At 61.0% G+C, this 18543-nt stretch carries 14 protein-coding genes; 12 read left to right on the top strand and 2 right to left on the bottom strand.

Annotated features, from left to right (window positions below; genetic code table 11):
- Positions 1-360 precede the first annotated feature (360 nt).
- From HUW52_RS00885 to HUW52_RS00855, 7 genes are all read left to right on the top strand, one after another.
- A complete protein-coding gene (locus HUW52_RS00885; protein ID WP_175552738.1) occupies positions 361-1977 on the top strand; it encodes a glycosyltransferase in 1617 nt (538 codons plus the stop codon).
- Positions 1971-3275, top strand: a complete 1305-nt coding sequence (locus HUW52_RS00880; RefSeq protein WP_175552737.1) for a glycosyltransferase — start codon at positions 1971-1973, stop codon at positions 3273-3275. Before HUW52_RS00885 ends, HUW52_RS00880 begins: the two co-directional genes overlap by 7 nt.
- The gene (locus tag HUW52_RS00875; RefSeq protein ID WP_016984046.1) at positions 3272-4150 is read left to right on the top strand and encodes a bifunctional 2-polyprenyl-6-hydroxyphenol methylase/3-demethylubiquinol 3-O-methyltransferase UbiG; all 879 of its coding nucleotides are present in this window, start codon (positions 3272-3274) and stop codon (positions 4148-4150) included. Before HUW52_RS00880 ends, HUW52_RS00875 begins: the two co-directional genes overlap by 4 nt.
- A complete protein-coding gene (locus HUW52_RS00870) occupies positions 4147-5301 on the top strand; it encodes an acyltransferase (protein ID WP_175552736.1) in 1155 nt (384 codons plus the stop codon). The genes HUW52_RS00875 and HUW52_RS00870 overlap by 4 nt, the downstream gene beginning before the upstream one ends.
- Positions 5295-6122 carry a class I SAM-dependent methyltransferase gene (locus HUW52_RS00865; RefSeq protein WP_016984044.1) on the top strand — a complete coding sequence of 276 codons (828 nt, stop codon included), beginning with the start codon at positions 5295-5297 and terminating at the stop codon, positions 6120-6122. Before HUW52_RS00870 ends, HUW52_RS00865 begins: the two co-directional genes overlap by 7 nt.
- Positions 6123-6221: 99 nt before the next feature.
- Positions 6222-7406, top strand: a complete 1185-nt coding sequence (locus HUW52_RS00860; RefSeq protein WP_175552735.1) for a DUF3142 domain-containing protein — start codon at positions 6222-6224, stop codon at positions 7404-7406.
- The gene (locus tag HUW52_RS00855) at positions 7393-9531 is read left to right on the top strand and encodes a hypothetical protein (protein WP_175552734.1); all 2139 of its coding nucleotides are present in this window, start codon (positions 7393-7395) and stop codon (positions 9529-9531) included. Before HUW52_RS00860 ends, HUW52_RS00855 begins: the two co-directional genes overlap by 14 nt.
- On the opposite strand, the gene HUW52_RS00850 is transcribed toward HUW52_RS00855, so the two are convergent.
- A complete protein-coding gene (locus HUW52_RS00850) occupies positions 9528-10157 on the bottom strand; it encodes a LysE family translocator (RefSeq protein WP_175552733.1) in 630 nt (209 codons plus the stop codon). The two genes, HUW52_RS00855 and HUW52_RS00850, sit on opposite strands and share 4 nt — an antisense overlap.
- A gap of 143 nt (positions 10158-10300) precedes the next feature.
- Here HUW52_RS00850 and HUW52_RS00845 point away from each other — a divergent pair, with 143 nt between their 5' ends.
- On the top strand, positions 10301-10774 hold the full coding sequence (locus HUW52_RS00845; protein ID WP_016984041.1) for an Lrp/AsnC family transcriptional regulator: 474 nt from the start codon (positions 10301-10303) through the stop codon (positions 10772-10774).
- 129 nt (positions 10775-10903) lie between these two features.
- On the opposite strand, the gene lpdA is transcribed toward HUW52_RS00845, so the two are convergent.
- Positions 10904-12304: a dihydrolipoyl dehydrogenase gene (lpdA, locus tag HUW52_RS00840; RefSeq protein WP_175552732.1), complete on the bottom strand. Its 1401-nt coding sequence runs from the start codon at positions 12302-12304 to the stop codon at positions 10904-10906.
- Between the two features lie 211 nt (positions 12305-12515).
- Between lpdA and hflK (HUW52_RS00835) the strand changes: the two genes are divergently transcribed.
- From hflK (HUW52_RS00835) to HUW52_RS00820, 4 genes are read left to right on the top strand one after another with little or no spacing between them, the layout of a single operon-like run.
- The gene (gene hflK / locus HUW52_RS00835; RefSeq protein WP_175552731.1) at positions 12516-14477 is read left to right on the top strand and encodes a protease modulator HflK; all 1962 of its coding nucleotides are present in this window, start codon (positions 12516-12518) and stop codon (positions 14475-14477) included.
- Positions 14474-15514 carry a protease modulator HflC gene (gene hflC, locus HUW52_RS00830; protein WP_175552730.1) on the top strand — a complete coding sequence of 347 codons (1041 nt, stop codon included), beginning with the start codon at positions 14474-14476 and terminating at the stop codon, positions 15512-15514. Before hflK (HUW52_RS00835) ends, hflC begins: the two co-directional genes overlap by 4 nt.
- Entirely contained in the window at positions 15511-16560 is a 1050-nt protein-coding gene (hflK, locus tag HUW52_RS00825) for a protease modulator HflK (protein ID WP_175552729.1), read from the top strand. Before hflC ends, hflK (HUW52_RS00825) begins: the two co-directional genes overlap by 4 nt.
- Positions 16557-18464, top strand: a complete 1908-nt coding sequence (locus HUW52_RS00820) for a cation-translocating P-type ATPase (RefSeq protein WP_175552728.1) — start codon at positions 16557-16559, stop codon at positions 18462-18464. Before hflK (HUW52_RS00825) ends, HUW52_RS00820 begins: the two co-directional genes overlap by 4 nt.
- Positions 18465-18543: the final 79 nt, after the last annotated feature.

Below are 18543 nucleotides of genomic sequence, written 5' to 3'. Positions count from 1 at the left end.
GAAGGAGAAACCGGGTGAAAGACGGGCGAAGTCAGTTGTTGTAGTTGTTTGTTACCAATCTGTGCCAATTGCGCAGCAATTTCAACAGGCCAAACCGTGACCGGTCAGTTCTCGTCAGCGTAGTCCGATTTATTCTCGTCGGGCGGTTCCCGGATCCTTGAAGGATGTGTTTAGAATGGCCCTCGTCGCCATTCCCCCAGGTCCGCCGTGGGTGTAGCGCAACAGGGTGAAACCAGCCACTAAAACAAGAACGAAGACGTGCCTGAGGATGATGGACAAGCAGCGGCGATGTCGGCTTGATCCAACGCCCGGTCGTCATAGCATGAGGTTGCCGGGACGGCTGCTTCATCGTGGGATGCCATGAATTTCATTCTTTACTCGGACGTCAACGAGCGCTCCATCAGCCAGAGCCTGGGGCGTGCCGAATACAGCTATTACTTTGTGCTCAAGGCGTATCGCCCGGTGCTGGAAAGCCTCGGCCAGGTGCATGTTGTGGCGTCGGTCGCTGAAGTTGACCCGCTGTATCTGCAGTTGCTTCAGGACGGTCAGGAATGTCTGTTCCTTTCGTTTGCGCCGCCACATAAAACCCCGACCGGCCTGCAATGCCCGATGGTGTGCGTAATCGCCTGGGAATATGATTCGATCCCAACCGAATGCGCTGACAACGATGTTCGCCAGGACTGGAGCCAGACTCTGGCGCGCCATGGCCGGGTGATTACGTTGTCGACCCACACGGCGCAGGCGATACGTCGCAGCCTGGGTGAAGATTTCCCCGTACTGGTATTGCCCACACCGCTGTGGGAACGCTTCGCTCAGGTACGGCGAGACTACCCGAGTGTCCCGGTAAACCCCGGCACGACGTTGCAGATCAAGGGCTGCATCATCGATAGCCGCGCGCTGGGACTGTCTGCTGATGGCTTGATCGCACCGATACTCAATGAACAGGAAGCACTGACGCCGAGCCCTGTCGAGGAAGTACCGGAGCCGACGCCAGAACCGTCACCGCCACTGACCTTGCGTCGGCGTGCGTTCATCACCAAGCATTACTTGTACGAAGGCTACAAAGCCGTTGCGACGCCTTCGCAGCATCGAGCGCTGTTTTTGCTCAAGCACAACCTGCGGCTGTGGTATCGCGAAGCCGTCAGTGATTTGCTGCCGGCTGCCAGTCGCGAGAACCGCCCCGAGTTGTCCGAGCCAGTGCCATCGGCTCCAGCCGTGAATGAGGCGCTGGAGGTGATTGAGCATCCGCAAGCCTTGTTGCCGGACACCAGTGAAAACGCCCGGATCGACGTCAGTGGCGTGGTATACGTCAGCGTGTTCAATCCCGAAGACGGACGCAAGAACTGGCACCACCTGATCACCGCGTTCTGTTGGGCCATGCGTGATGTCGAAGACGCGACACTGGTGCTGAAAATCACCCAGAACGACCTGTCGAGCTACTACGTTCATCTCATCACTTTGCTCTCGCAGCTATCCCCCTTTACCTGTCGGGTGGTGGTCCTGCATGGCTACCTGGAAGATGAGGAGTTTGCCCGGCTGTATGGCGCCGCCAGTTTCTACGTCAACGCGTCACGCTGCGAAGGTTTGTGCCTGCCGCTGATGGAGTTCATGTCGTGCGCTCGGCCGGTGATCGCGCCGGATCACACGGCAATGCGCGATTACATCGACGAACATGTCGGCTTCATCGTCAAGTCCAGTCACGAGCCGACCATCTGGCCGGAGGACGTGCGGATCCTCTACCGCACCCTGCGTCATCGCCCTGACTGGGGCTCGTTGAAAACCGCCTATGAGGACAGCTACGCCATGGCCAAAAACCACCCGCAGGCTTACCAGGCGATGGCCATTGCCGCCAATGAACGCATGCGTGAGTACTGTGGATTCGCGCCGCTGCAGCAGCGTGTGGCGGCGTTTTTCGGCCTTGAGGCCAATCGCGCGATCACCTCGCTGGCGGTCGAGACCGGAGCGGCCTCATGCTGATCATCATTCATTCGGAAACCAACAAGAGCAACATCCAGCAGAACCTCGGACGCCCCGAGTACAGCTATTACTTTGTTCTCAAGGAATTCCGCCCGGTGCTGGAGCGACTCGGTCAGGTCATCGAAGTCAGCAACCCTGACGAGCTGGTTGATCGCTTGTATTTCGACTGCTTGAGCCGCGGCGAGGATTGTGTCTTTCTGTCGTTCTCGCCGCCGCACCGCACACCTGTTCATTACGCCTGCCCGACCATTCCGGTGTTTGCCTGGGAGTTCAGCACCCTGCCCACTGAAAGCTGGCAGGGCGAACCTCGCCACGACTGGCGTGTGGTGCTCAAAGCCTGTGGCCGGGCGATCACGCATTCGAGCTTTACGGTAGACACCGTGCGCGACGTGATGGGGCCTGACTATCCGATCGGCGCGATCCCCGCACCGGTATGGGATCGCTTCGCCGCCCGTGGCGAGCATCTGGACCGGCGCCCGGTGATCGAGCCTCTCACCCTTAGTCTGCACGGGTTGCTGATCGACAGTCGCACGGTGGACTTGCGTCCCTATGGTCCTGCGGGGCGTTGCGAAGGCACGCCGATGTCCTTTGCCGGGCCCGGGCAGGATTGTTCGCTGAAGCTTGAAGGCGTGGTGTACACCTCGGTGTTCAATCCTTACGACGGGCGCAAGAACTGGCAGGACATGCTCAGCGCGTTCTGCACCACGTTCCGTGATACACCCGATGCGACCCTGGTGCTGAAACTCACGCACCACGACATCACCGATGCGCTGACCGATATGCTGCACCACCTGTACAAGAACCAGTCCTATCGATGCCGGATCGTGCTGATACACGGTTATCTGGCGGATGCTGATTACGAACGGCTGGTGCAAGCCACCAGTTACGTGGTCAACAGTTCCTACGGCGAAGGCCAGTGCCTGCCGCTGATGGAGTTCATGTCTTGCGGCAAACCGGCCATCGCACCGCTGAATACCGCGATGGCTGACTACGTAAACAGCGACAATGCGTTCATCGTCGACTTCACCGAAGAGCTGACCGCCTGGCCCCATGATCCCCGAGCTGCTTACCGCACGATGCGTTACATGACCAACTGGGATTCGTTGTGTGCGGGATATCGCGCCAGCTATGAGGTGGCGAAAACCGATGAAGCGCGGTATGCCGCGATGTCGGCCGAAGCGGTGCGCAGTCTGCAGCGCTTCTGTAGCCAGGCCAGCGCCGAGCAGCGTCTGCGAGCGTTCTTCGAGCAGCCCTGGCAAGCCGTCGGGACATTACCGCTGGCAGCCTCAGGCACATGATCAGGCGCCTGCTCGCACGTTTTCGCCCGGCGCCGGCGACGCCTGTAGCGGAGCCGGTGGTGGCCGATACGGTGTCGCCGCGCAATGTCGGTTTGCGCGATGCAGTCCTTGACGGCTGGTTTCTGGCTGACAGCGGTGAGTTGCTCAAGGGTTTTGCAATCACGGCCGACGATACGTTGCTCGATGTCGGTTGTGGCGAAGGCGTAGCGACACTGTTTGCCGTGCGTCAGGGCGCCTCGGTGATCTTCACCGACAGTGAGTACGACAAGGTGCACGACCTCGCGCGCCAGATCGAAGCACACAGCTGCCGGACGAGTCTGGGACTGGTCAGTAACAGCCTGCCGTTGCCGTTGGCCGAGGGTTGCGCGAGCAAAGTGGTGTGCATGGAGGTGCTGGAGCACATCGACCAGCCTGAGCCCTTCATGGCCGAACTGGTGCGCATGGGCCGCCCGGGTGCGCAATACCTGCTCAGCGTGCCGGCACCGGCCGGCGAACATCTGCAAAAGGGCATCGCCCCGGCGAGTTATTACCAGTCGCCCAATCATGTGCAGATTTTTACCCCGGAGCGCTTCGCAGCGCTGGTGGAGGACGCGGGGCTGGTGATCGAGCATCGCCAGGCCAGCGGTTTTTTCTGGGTGATGGGCATGATTTTCTTCTGGGCCGGTGAGCGTGCCGCAGGGCGCGATCCCGCAGGTGCGGTGCGAGACCGTATTCGAGAGCCGTTCATGCCTTTGATGGAGAGCTGGGCCAGAACCTGGCAGCACTTGCTCGATCACCCCGACGGGCTTGCGATCAAGCAGACACTGGATCGTTTCATGCCCAAGAGCCAAGTGATCATCGCCCGTAAACCGCTGGACGTCGGAGATGCACCATGAGCAGCAAGCGGATCATGGACATCGAAGTGCTGCGTGCCATTGCGGTGCTGGGCGTGCTGTTCCATCACTTGCAGGGGAGTCTGTTCACCGACACAGTGCCATTGCTGGAAAAGATTCATGGATGGGCGCAGCCGTGGTGGGGCGTCGATCTGTTTTTTGCCATCTCCGGTTTTGTCATCGCCCGTAGCCTGATTCCGGCGCTGCAAGGTTGCGAAACCCGGCTGGAATATTGGCACCAGACGCGCAATTTCTGGCTGCGTCGAGCGTTCCGGCTATTGCCCTCGGCCTGGCTGTGGCTGGCGCTGATGCTGCTGGCATGTGTGTTTTTCAACCGTTCAGGCGCGTTCGGCTCGCTGTATGCCAACCTGCAGGCGACGCTCGCCGGGGTGTTGCAATATGCCAACTTCCGTTTTGCCGACAGTTTTTTTCACTACGAATATGGCAGCAGTTTCGTCTACTGGAGTTTGTCGCTGGAAGAGCAGTTCTACCTGTTGTTTCCGCTGTTGATCCTGCTGTGCCGCAAACATCTGGTGTGGGCTTTGCTGGCGCTGGTCGCGGTGCAGATATTCACCCTGCGCACACCGTTGCTGATGGTGGTGCGTACAGACGCACTGGCCCTCGGCGTGCTGTTGGCGATGTGGAGTGCGCGACCAGGCCACCAGCGCTGGCAACCGACGTTCCTGCGTCTGCCATGGGCCGGCAGTGCCGTATTGGTCGTCGTCGGGTTGCTCATGAGTTTCATGGCCACCGATCGCTTTACCCTGACCAGTTACCGCATCGGTTCGATTGCGCTACTCAGTGCGCTGCTGGTGTGGATCGCCTCGTACAACCGCGACTATTTGCTGCCCGCCGGTGGTTTGCAACGCTTGATGGCGTGGATCGGCAGTCGTTCCTATGGCATCTACCTGATCCACATACCGGCCTATCTGCTGGTGCGTGAACTGATCTTCCGCTTGCAGGCTGCCGGCCTGCCGAGCCCGGCCGGACATCCAATGGTCACCGTGATCCTTGCTTTGGGCCTGATCGTTCTGCTCAGTGAACTCAATTACCGCTTGATTGAAATGCCCATGCGCAACCGGGGTGCCGATCTGGTAGCGCGCCTGGGCGCGTCCCGAGCCGCCGTCTCATCCTCTGGAGCCACCTCATGCTGAGCTTTTTGAAGAAACGCACAGTGGCGACGCCTGCGCCGGCCGTTGCACCGGCCAACGTTACAGCCGTCGACAAAACTGATCCCTACATGCTTGGCCTTTACGATGCGAAGCTCAGTGGCTGGTTCAACCAGGAAACCGGCGAATTGTTCAAAGGCTTCCCGGTGACGGCTGAAGACATACTGCTGGATGTCGGCTGCGGGGATGGCGGTAACGTACATTTTTGCGGGATGCGCGGGGCGAAGATCATCATTGCCGATATCGACGGCGCCAAGGTCGAAGCCACCCGCCAGCGATTGGGCGACACCCCGGCGCGGGACATCGAATGTCACGTGACGGACTGCAATCCGCTGCCGATTGCCGACGCTACCGCCACCCGGGTGGTCTCCACCGAGGTCATCGAACATGTCGACGACCCGGCACAATTCCTTGCCGAGCTGGTACGTGTCGGCCAGCCCGGGGCGTTGTATCTGTTGAGCGTGCCGCATCCGAGTTCCGAAGACCTGCAAAAAGACATCGCTGCGCCGGAGTATTTCCAGAAGCCCAATCACATCCGGGTCATCAGCGAAGAGCAGTTCAAGGCTATGGTCAGCGATGCGGGTCTGGAAATCATCAGTCACAGCCAGTACGGATTTTACTGGTCGATGTGGATGCTGCTGTTCTGGGAGGCCAAGGTGGATTTCAGCCAGCCGGATCACCCATTGCTCAATCATTGGGCCGACACCTGGCAAGCGGTGCTGGACTCACCGCGCGGGGCGCAGATCAAACAGGCGCTGGACGCGGTGGTTGCGAAGAGCCAAGTCATCATCGCCCGTAAACCCTGAACACTTTCCCCTGTGGGAGCGAGCCTGCTCGCGAGCAGGCTCGCTCCCACAGAGATTTGTGTAACCTTGCAGCCTTGTGGTGTCAGGGGGTTGGAAGGTATGCGGTTTCTCGTCGGTCTGGTTGCATTGATTGCGCTTTCTGCTTGCAAGCAGCAAGACGCGCCACCCCTCGACCAACAACTCTACATCTGGCAACGCCAATGGACGCCGGCCCACGAGGCGGCGCTGCATGACAGTCGCCAGGATTTCTCGACGTTACGCGTCCTCGCACTGCAAGCCTTTCCCAATGCCGGTTGGAACCGGGCGCGGATCGATGCGCACTTATTGAAAGCCGATGGCCGTCCGTTGATTGCGGTGATTCGTCTCGACGGCCAGCTCAGGTCGCTGGATCAGGATCAGGTCACCGCGCAGATTCTGCTGACGCTTGCCGATTGGCAGGCGCAAGGTCTGACGCTGAGCGGTGTCGAGATCGATCATGACGCGGGTAATGCGCGTTTGCCGGCCTACGCTGAATTCCTCAAACACTTGCGCTCGGCATTGCCGGCGTCCCTGCCGCTGAGCATCACGGCACTGCCAGCCTGGCTCGACAGCGCGCAATTGCCCGCGCTTCTGCAAACCGTCGACAGCAGCGTGCTGCAAGTCCACGCCGTCAGCGATCCACGCCGGGGTTTGTTCGATCCTGATCAAGCTTTGACGTGGGCCAAAGCCTGGGCGCGCATCACTGAAAAACCGTTCTATCTGGCGCTGCCGGCCTACGGTGTCGCGCTGTTGCCCGATGACGGCGGGGCGCCGGTGGTGGAGAGCGAGGTGCAACTTGAACGGGGGGGGGAGCGCCGCGAGTTGCTGGCTGATCCGTTGCAACTGAGCCAACTCGGCAAGGCCTTGCGCGAAGACCCGCCGGCGCATCTGGCCGGCCTGATCTGGTTTCGCCTGCCGCTGGCCAATGACCGCCGTGCCTGGAGCCTGACCACCCTGCGCGCGGTCGCCCGTGGCGATCAACTTGATAGTCAGCTCGATGTGGCGTTCAGTGAACACAACGGTCTCTACGACATCAAACTCGACAATCCCGGCAACCTCGACAGTGCCTGGCCAGCGCGGATCACGCTGAAGGCACAAAGCTGCGAAGGCGCCGATGCGCTCGCCGGTTACTCGTTGCAACAAAGCCCGGATCTGCTTACCTTCACCCGCCTGCGCGACGGCCGCTTGCCGGCGGGTGGACAACGCGCCATCGGTTGGGCGCGCTGCGCCAATATTGATCAAGGAGGTTCGCATGTTGACCCGTAACTGGCCCCGCCATCTGCTCTGCCTGAGCCTCTGCCTGCCGCTGGGTTCGGCGTTGGCCTGTGGGCCGGATTTCCCCATGCGCCTGCTCGACAATCGTGGGCAGACCCTCGCGGATCTGCCTGAGGGCAACTTCAACTTCGAACTCAGTCGCCTCGGCAAAGCCATCGCCGGGCTGAAGAACGTCACCGCTGCAACGCACAATCCGAACGACCTGTACGGCGAGGAAAACGCGGCCACCGAGGCACGGGAGAAAGCCGAGCAGGCTGGTTTGAGCGCCGAGCAGCAAGCGTTGGTCAAACAACTGCGCGGCCTGACCGATGCGCGTCAGGTCGAGGTGCAAGGCGCCAGTCTGCCGGCGGAAATCCGTTTTTACGTGGCCGGCGCGGTGGCGTTTGCCACGGGCGATCATCAACTCGCCGTCGCCTATTTCGACAAGCTGCTGGCGTTGCCGGCGGAGCAGCGTCCGTTGCGCAGTACCTGGGCCGCCTACTCGCTGGGCCGCACATGGTTTGCCATGAGCAGCGAGGGTGGGGATGCGATCGAAGCGCTGGAGCAATCGCTGGCTGCGTTCCGTCAGGCCCGGCAGATGAGCATCGACGGTTTCAGCGATCCGCTGGAGCTGGGCGTTGCCAGCCTCGGTGAAGAGGCGCGGGCATTGCGCGCGGCGGGCGACTGGAGCGGCGCCATCGAATTGTATGAAGCGCAGAACCTGCACGGCTCGGCCGTGGGTTACACCTCGCTCAAGCAATTGATGAATGAACTGGCGGAGTTGCCGGAGGCCGAACTGGCCGAGTTGCTGCAGCACAAAGCGGTGCAGCAACTGGTCACGGCCTCGCTGGTGAGCCGTCAAGGCTGGTCGTTTGGCGATGAGCCGCCGAACGAGAAAAAACTGGTGAAGCTGCTGCAGAACAGTACCCGTGGCAGCCTCGACAACGCTGATCGTCTGGCGGCGATGAGTTATCAACAGGGTGATTACGCCAGCGCCAAAGCTTTCCTTGAAAACGCCGGTGACGGCGGCCTGGCGTGGTGGCTACGGGCGAAACTGGCGTTGCGTGAAGGCGATAAAAATGCCGCGGCCGCCGCCTATTCGAAAGCCGCGCAGGCCTTCCCGCAGAGCGAAGACTGGGGTTATCGGCGTACGCCGGACTGGGCGTTTGAAACTGTTCAGCCGAAGTGCCGGGTCGAGGGTGAAAGCGCGATTCTCGCGTTGCAACGTGGCGAGTACCTTCAGGCTTTCGTGCAGTTGTATCGCAGCAACAGTGTCTATTGGTTCGATGCCGCGAGCGTGGCCGAGCGCGTGCTGACGGTCGATGAGCTGAAAAAATACGTCGACGATAACGTCCCGGCTCCGCCCGTGTTGACTCAACAGGAGCGTGATAACTACGTGCCGTTGCCGGTCGCCGCCAGCCTGCGCAATCTGCTTGGCCGGCGTTTGCTGCGTGAGGGGCATTACGCCGATGCGGTCGCTTATTTCGATAATCCCGACCTGCAAAACAAGGCCCGACTCTACGGCGAACAACGGCTTAAGGCCGATGCTGCGTGGTGGCCGACCAAACGTGCGAGTGCGCTGTACAACGCGGCGTGGACGGCTCGCGAGTGGGGCATGGATATTCTCGGTTACGAGATGGCGCCGGACTACGCCACGTTCGGTGGCAACTACAGCCTGGAAAGTGTTGAGTTGAAAGTCGGTCCGCTGGTGAGCGAGGCCGAAGTGCAACGGCAGGTCGCCAGTGAAGCGAAGCCGGATCAGCGCTATCACTACCGTTTCGTCGCCACCGAACTGGCCGGGCGCGCCGCTGACAACCTGCCGCACACCAGTCAGGCGTTTGCCGCTGTGCTGTGCAACGCCGCTGGCTGGAACAGCAGCCTGGAAGATCAGAGCGCGCTGTATCAGCGCTACATCAAGGAAGGCCCGTTCGTACCGTGGGCGGTGGACTTCGGCAATCAGTGCCCGTACCCGGATTTCGAAAACGCCGACAAGCGTTACGTCACCCAGGTCACCGATGCTGTGCGCTCGTCGCTGCGGCCGTACAAGTGGCCGGTGCAGATCGGCGCGGTTGTGCTGATCGCGAGCGCTGCGTTGCTGTTCATCAGCCGTCGCCAGCGCAAGGTCCGCAAAGGCTAAGCCTGCTGGACGAACGTCAGGCGCACGGCGAAACCGATCAGCAGGCTGCCGAACAGCCATTGTTGTACGCGTTGGGCCGTTGGACTGTGTTGCAGCCAACGACCCAGCGCGGCGCCGGTCAGCGCGTAAGCGCTGTCGAACAGCAGGCCGACACCGACCAGCAGCATGCCCAGCACGGCGAACTGGCTTAGCACCGCCACGCCGTCATTGACGATGAACTGCGGCAGCAACACCGAGCAGAACAGCAGCGCTTTGGGGTTGAGCAGGTTGGTCAGCAAACCGCGTCGGACGGCTTCGCGCCATTGCCCGTGCGCGTCGACAGCTTCACCGGTATTCAGGTTCGGCAGCAGGGTGCTGCGCAGGCATTGAATGCCGATCCACAGCAGATACGCCGCCCCCGCCAATCGCACCACCTCGAACGTCCACGGCGCCGCTTTGAACAGTGCCGCCAGCCCCAACGCCGCCAGGGCGACGTGACAACCACGGGCGACGCCCAGACCGACAGCGGTGGCCAGTGCCGCGCCGCGTCCCTGCCGAGCGCCGGTTTGCAGCAGCAGGATCATGTCCGGGCCGGGCAATAGAAAGACTACCGCCAGTGCCAGGAAAAACAGCCAGAGACTCGCCATGTTGCAGCCCTTTCGTTGTCGATTCGTGCGCCAAGTCTAGGGCCAAAGGCCGGGGCAGGTGCTTGCGTAGTCAGCTTTAAAAACACCTTTAATTGGCATAACCTGCTGGTTTTTCATGTCATGACTATCGGAATCTGCCAAACATGAAACTCGATGCCTTCGATCGCAAGATTCTCGCGGCCCTGCAACGTAACGGGCGGCTGAGCAATGTCGAGCTGGCGGATGAAATCGGCTTGTCAGCCTCGCCGTGCCTGCGCCGGGTACGGATGCTCGAAGAGGCTGGGGTGATTCGCGGTTATCAGGCCAATCTCGATCGCGATGAAGTCGGGCTGGGGCTGACGGTGTTTGTCGGGGTCAAGGTCGAGCGCCACAACGATGCACAGGCCGAGGCGTTTTATGCTGCGGTGACGGCGCTGCCGGAAGTGATTTCCGCGTTTCTGGTGTCGGGAGAGTCGGACTTTTTGCTCCAAGTGGTAGTGCCGGATCTGCGTGCGTATGACCGTTTTCTCAGCGGCTGCCTGCTGAAGCTGCCGGGGGTGAGTGACATTCGCAGCAACTTTGCGATTCATACGGTGAAGACACCGGGGGCGTTGCCTCTCGGACATCTTCCGCTATAGACCGAGTCGCATCCTTCGCGAGCAAGCTCGCTCCCACAGTGACCGCGCTCTTTCAGGCGTATCACGGTCGAATGTGGGAGCGAGCTTGCTCGCGAAAGCGGCAGTCCGGTCAATAGAGATTTCAGAAGCCTACATCTGCGTCGCCATCCCCTCGACATTCATCGCCGCCTGGCGCAACGCTTCCGACCGGGTCGGATGAGGGTGACACGTCAACGCAATGTCTTCCGCCGACGCACTGAACTCCATCGCCACACAAAACTCGCCAATCATTTCACTCACGCTCGGGCCGACCAGGTGCACGCCGAGGACTTCATCGGTGCGCTCATCAGCGAGGACTTTGGCGAACCCCTCGGTCTCATGGTTGATCTTCGCCCGGCTGTTGGCGGTGAACGGAAACTTGCCGACCTTGTAGGCACGGCCTTCAGCCTTGAGCTGTTCTTCAGTCTTGCCGACGCTGGCCAGTTCCGGTCGGGTGTAGATCACGTTGGGGATCAGGTCGTAATTGACCTCGCCAGCCTTGCCATGGATCTGCTCGACGCAGGCCATCGCTTCGTCTTCAGCCTTGTGCGCGAGCATCGGCCCGGACGTGACGTCGCCGATCACCCAGACCCCGGCGGCTTCGGTGCGGTGCTGTTTGTTGGCGAGCATGCCGCGTTTGTCGGTACTCAGGCCGACGTTTTCCAGACCGAGGCCCTGGGTGTACGGGCGACGTCCGATAGCGACCAGCACGTAATCGGCTTCAAGCAACTCGGCAGTGCCGCCAGCGGCCGGCTCAACGCTGAGTTGCACACCGCTTGCGGAAGACGTGGCGCTGGTGACCTTCGAACTCAACTTGAACGTGATGCCTTGTTTGCTCAGCGAGCGTTGCAGGGTTTTGCCGGCCTCGCCATCGACGCCGGGGCAGATGCGGTCGAGGTATTCGACCACGGTGACCTGCGCGCCCAAGCGCCGCCACACCGAGCCCAATTCCAGACCGATCACACCGGCGCCGATCACCACCAGGTGTTTGGGCACTTCACTCAGGGAAAGCGCCCCGGTCGAATCAAGGATACGTTTGTTGTCGATCTCGACGCCCGGAAGGGGAGTGGGCTCGGAACCGGTGGCGATGATGATGTCCTTCGCGGTCAGTTCGACTTTGCCGCCCTGATCGTCGGTCACCGTGACCTTGCCCGGGCCGTCGATGTGGCCCCAGCCCTTGATCCAGTCGACCTTGTTCTTGCGAAAGAGAAACTCGATGCCTTTGGTCAGGCCGGCCACGCTCTCGTCTTTCTGCTTCATCATTTGCGCGAGGTTCAGGGTCGGTTTGACCTCTATACCGAGGTTGGCGAATTCCGCGCCCATCGCCGCGTCGTACAGCTCCGAGGCATGCAACAGGGCTTTGGACGGCATGCAACCGACGTTCAGGCAGGTGCCGCCGAGCGTCGCGCGACCTTCCACGCAAGCGGCCTTGAGGCCCAGCTGCCCCGCGCGGATCGCCGCGTTATAACCGCCGGGGCCGCCGCCCAGAATCACTACGTCATAGTTGCTCATGCGCTTGCTCCTGTTGGATGGATGCGGATCGCTAAAAGTAGTTCTGAATAAAAATTACGAACGTAATATGTGCGTTTCGAGGCTTTTCGGTCAAGGCTTCAGGCAAGCGACAGGTTGGGCGTCTTTGAATGGGCGCAATTGTGTACGAATATTTCACGCTTTTCGTTATATCGTAACGATATGCGGTGTGGGCTAATGAATTTGGGGTGATATGCAAGTTGATCTGGAAGTGGATGGCACGCACGTGACCGGACTGCCGCGCTTTCAGCAGGCGGCCGCGCAGAGCCGGCGTCTGCGCCGCTGGGCATTCAGTGTCGGCGCATTGGCCGGGGCAGGGTGGGTGCTGGCGTTTTTTGTCGGGCTGTTTGCCCCGCAGTCATTGTGGCTGCCGCTGCTGATTAATTTGAGCGCGGCGCTGCTGGTGTTGGTCGCCGGGCTGCAATCAGCGTGGTGGGTGACGCAATGGCGCGCGCGGGTGATGAATCCTGTTGTGCTGGCGCCGAACGCCGATGAGGAGTTCTCTGCGCCTGGAGGTTGGTACGAACGGTTGCTGGATCGCCTCAGTCAGCGTGGTTTGCATATGCTTGGCCAGATCGGTGCAGCGACGCTGTGGTTAGGCGGCTGGGCGTTGTTGGTGGCGCTGAGTATCGAACAGGTGTGGAACCTCGCATTGCCCGCCGCAGCCGTTGGATTGTCCGCCACGGTGGGCGCGGCGTTGGCATTGCTGCTCGCGTTCGGCTTGTTGGTGCTGGAGCGACAACTGGCTCGGGAGAATCCCGCGCAATGGCCGGAAGCAGGTTCATTGGCGCAATTGACGCGTGTGTCGATCATCAGCCTGGTGCTCGGCGCGCTGTGTTTGTTGTTCGCTGGCGAGAATGTCATTTGGCCAGTTCGCGTTTCTGTACTGATGGGTATCTTGCCGGGATTGGTCGCGATCGAGTGGCTATTGCGCGCCGTTCTTTCAGTCTTCAGCCCTCGTCACGAACAGCTTGAGCCAACGTTGCTGGCGCGCAGTTTTGTCGCCGATATGCTGCGTTGGCCACCCCAGCCTTTACTCACGTTGCAGCACGAATTGCACAACCGCTTTGGCATCGATCTGCGTCAGATCTGGGCGTTCAGTTACATGCGCCGAGCGTTTCTGCCGGTGCTGGCGCTCGTCGCAGCGGTGGGCTGGTTGCTCACCGGTATCCATGAAATCCCACTACAGGGTCGCGGCATTTATGAGCGTTTCGGCGAACCGGTGCAGGTGTTCGGCCCGGGATTGCACACAGGTTTGCCGTGGCCATTGGGTCGAGTATTGATCGTCGAAAACGGCGTGGTGCACGAATTGGCCACCAGCGTTGGCGAAAACCCGGCACTGCTGCAGGCCGATCCCGCCGAAGGCCCGGCGCCGATCACAGCCAACCGTTTGTGGGACGCCAGCCACGTCAACGACAAGTCGCAAGTCATTGCCAGCAGCCGTGGCGCTCAGCAGAGCTTTCAGATCGTCAACATGGACGTGCGGTTCGTCTATCGCATTGGCTTGACCGATCAGGCCGCGCTGGCCGCAACCTATAACAGCGCCGATGTGTCGACGCTGATTCGCAGCACGGCGAGCCGGATTCTGGTGCACGACTTTGCCTCGCGCACGCTCGACGGTTTACTCGGTGAAGACCGGGTCGGGTTGGGCGAGGAGATCGGTCGCGCGGTGCAAAGTGATCTGCAACAACTCAACAGTGGCGTGGAAATTCTCGCCACGGTGGTCGAAGCCATCCACCCGCCGGCCGGTGCCGCCAATGCCTATCACAGCGTGCAAGCCGCGCAGATCGGCGCGCAAGCGTTGATTTCCCGTGAGCGTGGCGCGGCGGCCGAGGCGAGCAATCAGGCGCAATTGCAGGCCAGCCTTGCTCGCGATCAGGCCAGCGCCAATGCCCGGGAAATCAATTCTACGGCGCAGGCGGCGGATCTGAAATTCAGCGCCGAGCAAAAAGCTTACGCCAGTGCCGGCCAAGCTTTCGTGCTGGAGCATTACCTCGGTCAGCTCAGCCAAGGGCTGAGCAAGGCCAAGTTGCTGGTACTCGACCATCGTCTCGGTGGCAGCAGCAATGCGCCGACCATCGATCTGCGGACCTTCACGCTGCCGGCTGACCCGACGCCCGCGCGCATCACCGCTCAACCAGGAGTCGCCCATTGAGCCAGTCGCATACTCACGAACCGCATGATCACAGCGGCCACGATCATGGCCACGGCGGGCATCACCATCATCATGGGCATCATCACCACGGTGCGCCGGAGGAGGGTGGCCCTTTCCCGTGGCGACGCATGGGTTGGGCAGTGTTGCTGGTGGCGTTCGCCGTCGCAGCAGCGAGCCTGGTGCAGGTACGATCGGGCGAAGCCACGGTCATCACGCGTTTTGGTAACCCGTCGCGGGTGTTGCTTGATCCGGGTTTGAGTTGGCGCTGGCCGGCGCCATTCGAGGCGACGATTCCGGTGGATTTGCGTTTGCGCACCACCTCCAGCGGCTTGCAGGATGTCGGCACTCGCGACGGTTTACGCATCATCGTGCAGGCCTACGTGGCGTGGCAGGTGCAGGGTGATCCGGACAATGTGCAGCGTTTCATGCGCGCGGTACAGAACCAGCCGGACGAAGCCGCGCGGCAGATCCGCACTTTCGTCGGCTCGGCGCTGGAAACCACGGCCAGCAGCTTCGATCTGGCCAATTTGGTCAACACCGATGCCAGTCAGGTGCACATCGCTGAATTCGAAGCGCAGCTGCGTCAGCAGATTGATCAGCAATTGCTCGCGACGTATGGCGTGCGTGTCGTACAAGTCGGTATCGAGCGTTTGACCTTGCCGTCGGTGACGCTCACCGCCACGGTCGATCGTATGCGTGCCGAGCGTGAAACAATCGCTACCGAGCGTACGGCTATCGGCAAACGTGAAGCTGCGCAAATCCGTTCCGCTGCCGAGCGCGATGCGCGAATTGTGCAGGCTGATGCGACGGTAAAAGCGGCTGAAATCGAAGCGCAGTCCCGCGTCGAAGCGGCGCAGATTTATGGCCGCGCCTACGCCAGTTCACCGCAGCTCTACAACTTGCTGCGCTCGCTGGACACCCTTGGCACCATTGTTACCCCGGACACCAAACTAATCTTGCGCACTGACGCGGCGCCATTCCGCGTGCTGGTCGACGGCCCGCCAACACTCGACAGCAAATCCGGATCGCAGCCATGAGTGAAGAAGTTCCACGTGGAACACATTCGCTAAACAGTCCGTGGATTGAGGCCGGTCGTTTGGCATTTCTCGCCCTGTATGCGGTGACAGTGTTGGCCGCATTGGCTTGGGCATTTTCCAATGTGCGGCAGATAGACCCGCAGAATCGTGCTGTGGTTTTGCACTTTGGTGCTCTGGATCGCGTGCAGAACGCGGGGCTGTTGTTGGCTTGGCCACAGCCGTTCGAACAGGTAGTTTTGTTGCCAGCTGCGGATCGGGTGATCGAGCGGCGGGTGGAAAACCTGTTGCGCAGCGATGAGGCACTCAAGGCTGATCGCATCGCTTCCTTTGCCACACCACTCAGCGATGCCCTGGCGGGGTCTGGTTATTTATTGACCGGTGATGCCGGCGTCGTGCAGCTGGATGTGCGGGTCTTCTACAAAGTCACCGACCCCTATGACTTCGTGTTGCAGGCCGATCATGTGCTGCCGGCGCTCGATCGATTGGTCACTCGCAGCGCGGTGGCGCTGACGGCCGCCAGGGATCTGGACACCATTCTGGTCGCTCGCCCGGAATTGATCGGTGCTGACAATCAGGCTGCCGAGCGTCGTGAAAGGCTCCGTGGTGACTTGGTGCAGGGCATCAACAAACGCTTGGCCGAGTTGAAGGCGAGCGGGCAGGGCATCGGGATTGAAGTGGCGCGGGTCGATGTGCAATCGAGTCTGCCCGATCCTGCGGTCAGTGCTTTCAATGCGGTTTTGACGGCCAGTCAGCAAGCCGACAAAGCAGTGGCCAATGCGCGCACCGACGCCGAGAAACTCACCCAGACTGCCAATGAACAAGCCGACCGCACGCTGCAAGTCGCTCACGCACAGGCCGGTGAGCGCTTGGCTAAAGCCTCTGCCGATACTGCCACGGTGTCGAGCCTGGCCAAGAGCACTGACCCGCAAATGCTCCTGCGCCTTTACCGCGAGCGCATGCCGAAGATTCTCGGTCAGGCCGGATCAGTGACCACGGTCGATCCGAAAGACGATTCCCGCCTGATCATTCAGGGAGCCAGTAAATGACTGCGACGACCGCTGCACCGAGCCTGTTGTCCTCGGCCGAACAACGCCGCGCTGCTCGCCAGCTAACTTTGGCTATGCTTGCGTTGGGTCTCCTGGGTCTGGGTTTGATCTGGCGTTGGCTGGTCCCGGAGCAAACCGGGGTCAGCCAGTTGCTGTTGGGTGTTGCTTCTTTGTTGGTCGCTGTGCCGGTGATGCGTTCGGCGTGGTACAGCCTGCGTTATCCGAGCCTGCACGGAATCACCGATCAGCTGATTGCCTTGGCCATGCTCGGTGCGTGGGCGACTGGCGATCTGCTGACGGCGGCATTGCTGCCGATCATCATGATCTTCGGTCATGTCCTGGAGGAGCGCAGCGTCATCGGCTCGCAGGAGGCGATCCATGCTCTTGGCCAACTGACGCGCAGCCATGCGCGTAAGGTTCAGGCTGACGGCTCGATCATCGAAGTGGACAACGGCAGGTTGAAAGCAGGCGACACTGTTGAAGTGCGCGCCGGTGATCGTATTCCCGCCGATGGTCGAGTGTTGTCCGGTCAGGCCAGTCTCGATACCGCTTCAATTACCGGTGAATCGGTGCCGGTCGAGGCAGGTGCCGGCATGACGGTCTTCGGCGGTGCGATCAACCTCGACGGTTTGTTGCGCATCGAAGTGACCCGTACCGGCGATGAGTCGACCCTCGGCAAAGTCATCGCACTGATGCAGAACGCCGAGCGTTCGAAGCCACCGATCACCCGGTTGCTCGAACGTTACGCCGGCAGCTACATGGTGCTGGTGTTGTTGCTGGCAGCGGTGACCTGGTTTATCACCAACGATGCGCAGGCCATGCTCGCGGTTTTGGTGGCGGCGTGTCCGTGCGCGCTGGTGTTGTCCGCTCCGGCGACGGCGATTGCCGGTGTCGCGGTGGCTGCGCGTCACGGGATTTTGATTCGCAGTTCGGCGTTCCTCGAAGAACTGGCGGACCTGACATCGCTGGTCGTCGACAAGACCGGGACGCTGACCTACGGCACCTTGCGTTTGCAGTCGATCAACAGCCCGCAGGCAGAGTCGTCTGCGGTCATGGTGCTTGCCGCCAGTCTCGGCGCGGCGAGTAGTCATCCAGTCAGTCGAGCACTCGCAGGGTTGCTCAGTCAGGATCAATACCTAACGCTGAGTGATATTCACGAGCGGCAGGGGCTCGGTGTCGTTGCCATGACAGGGCAGGGCGAAGCGGCGCTCGGTCGGCCAGAATTGTTCGCGCAACTGGGCATTGCCACGACCAAGGTTCCCGATCATGACGGCCCCATCGCCGGTCTGGCGCTGAACGGTGAATTCCTCGCCTGGCTGTTGCTCGCTGACAGCGTCAAACCGGAAGCCCGATTTGCCCTCAGTGAGTTGCGTGAGCTGGGTCTTGGACGGCAACTGTTGCTCACGGGCGATCGACAAAGCGTGGCTGAGTCGCTGGCCAAAGAGGTCGGTTTGCATGAGGTCGAAGCTCAGGCCTTGCCCGAGGACAAACTCAATCGCGTGCTCAAGGAAATCGACAATGGTTTCCGGCCGATGGTGGTCGGTGACGGCATTAATGATTCTCTCGCGCTCAAGGCCGGTGTGGTCGGTGTGGCAATGGGCGCCGGTGGTGCAGACATTGCGCTGGCCTCGGCCGACATCGTCTTGATCGGCAGCGACCTGCGCCGACTCGGCACCTGCGTGCGTCTCAGCCGCCAGTGCCGCCGAACATTGCAGGTCAACGTCATCATCGGTCTGGGCTGGACGCTGGCCATCGTCGTGTTCGCTGCATTCGGCTGGCTGGGTGCCGCCGGGGCGATGATTGCCGCGCTGCTGCATAACCTCAGCACCTTGCTGGTACTCGGAAATGCCGGGCGGTTGCTGCGCTTCCAAGAGCCGCTACTGAAGCTCAAGGAAGACCTTTGACATTATTTTTCGATCCGCTGTAACGCCGTCGGGGCGGCTCTCTCTAGTGCTATGTCGGGACTGAACAAACCTTCCAGCC

It is taken from the genome of Pseudomonas sp. 43A (assembly GCF_013363935.1).
GTDB lineage: Bacteria > Pseudomonadota > Gammaproteobacteria > Pseudomonadales > Pseudomonadaceae > Aquipseudomonas > Aquipseudomonas crudilactis.
This window is presented reverse-complemented; position numbering and strand designations above follow the sequence as displayed.

Coding starts and splice junctions, on each gene's coding strand:
- HUW52_RS00885 (WP_175552738.1), top strand. CDS start 361: ATGAATTTCATTCTTTACTCGGACGTCAACGAGCGCTCCATCAGCCAG.
- HUW52_RS00880 (WP_175552737.1), top strand. CDS start 1,971: ATGCTGATCATCATTCATTCGGAAACCAACAAGAGCAACATCCAGCAG.
- HUW52_RS00875 (WP_016984046.1), top strand. CDS start 3,272: ATGATCAGGCGCCTGCTCGCACGTTTTCGCCCGGCGCCGGCGACGCCT.
- HUW52_RS00870 (WP_175552736.1), top strand. CDS start 4,147: ATGAGCAGCAAGCGGATCATGGACATCGAAGTGCTGCGTGCCATTGCG.
- HUW52_RS00865 (WP_016984044.1), top strand. CDS start 5,295: ATGCTGAGCTTTTTGAAGAAACGCACAGTGGCGACGCCTGCGCCGGCC.
- HUW52_RS00860 (WP_175552735.1), top strand. CDS start 6,222: ATGCGGTTTCTCGTCGGTCTGGTTGCATTGATTGCGCTTTCTGCTTGC.
- HUW52_RS00855 (WP_175552734.1), top strand. CDS start 7,393: ATGTTGACCCGTAACTGGCCCCGCCATCTGCTCTGCCTGAGCCTCTGC.
- HUW52_RS00850 (WP_175552733.1), bottom strand. CDS start 10,157: ATGGCGAGTCTCTGGCTGTTTTTCCTGGCACTGGCGGTAGTCTTTCTA.
- HUW52_RS00845 (WP_016984041.1), top strand. CDS start 10,301: ATGAAACTCGATGCCTTCGATCGCAAGATTCTCGCGGCCCTGCAACGT.
- lpdA (WP_175552732.1), bottom strand. CDS start 12,304: ATGAGCAACTATGACGTAGTGATTCTGGGCGGCGGCCCCGGCGGTTAT.
- hflK (WP_175552731.1), top strand. CDS start 12,516: ATGCAAGTTGATCTGGAAGTGGATGGCACGCACGTGACCGGACTGCCG.
- hflK (WP_175552729.1), top strand. CDS start 15,511: ATGAGTGAAGAAGTTCCACGTGGAACACATTCGCTAAACAGTCCGTGG.
- HUW52_RS00820 (WP_175552728.1), top strand. CDS start 16,557: ATGACTGCGACGACCGCTGCACCGAGCCTGTTGTCCTCGGCCGAACAA.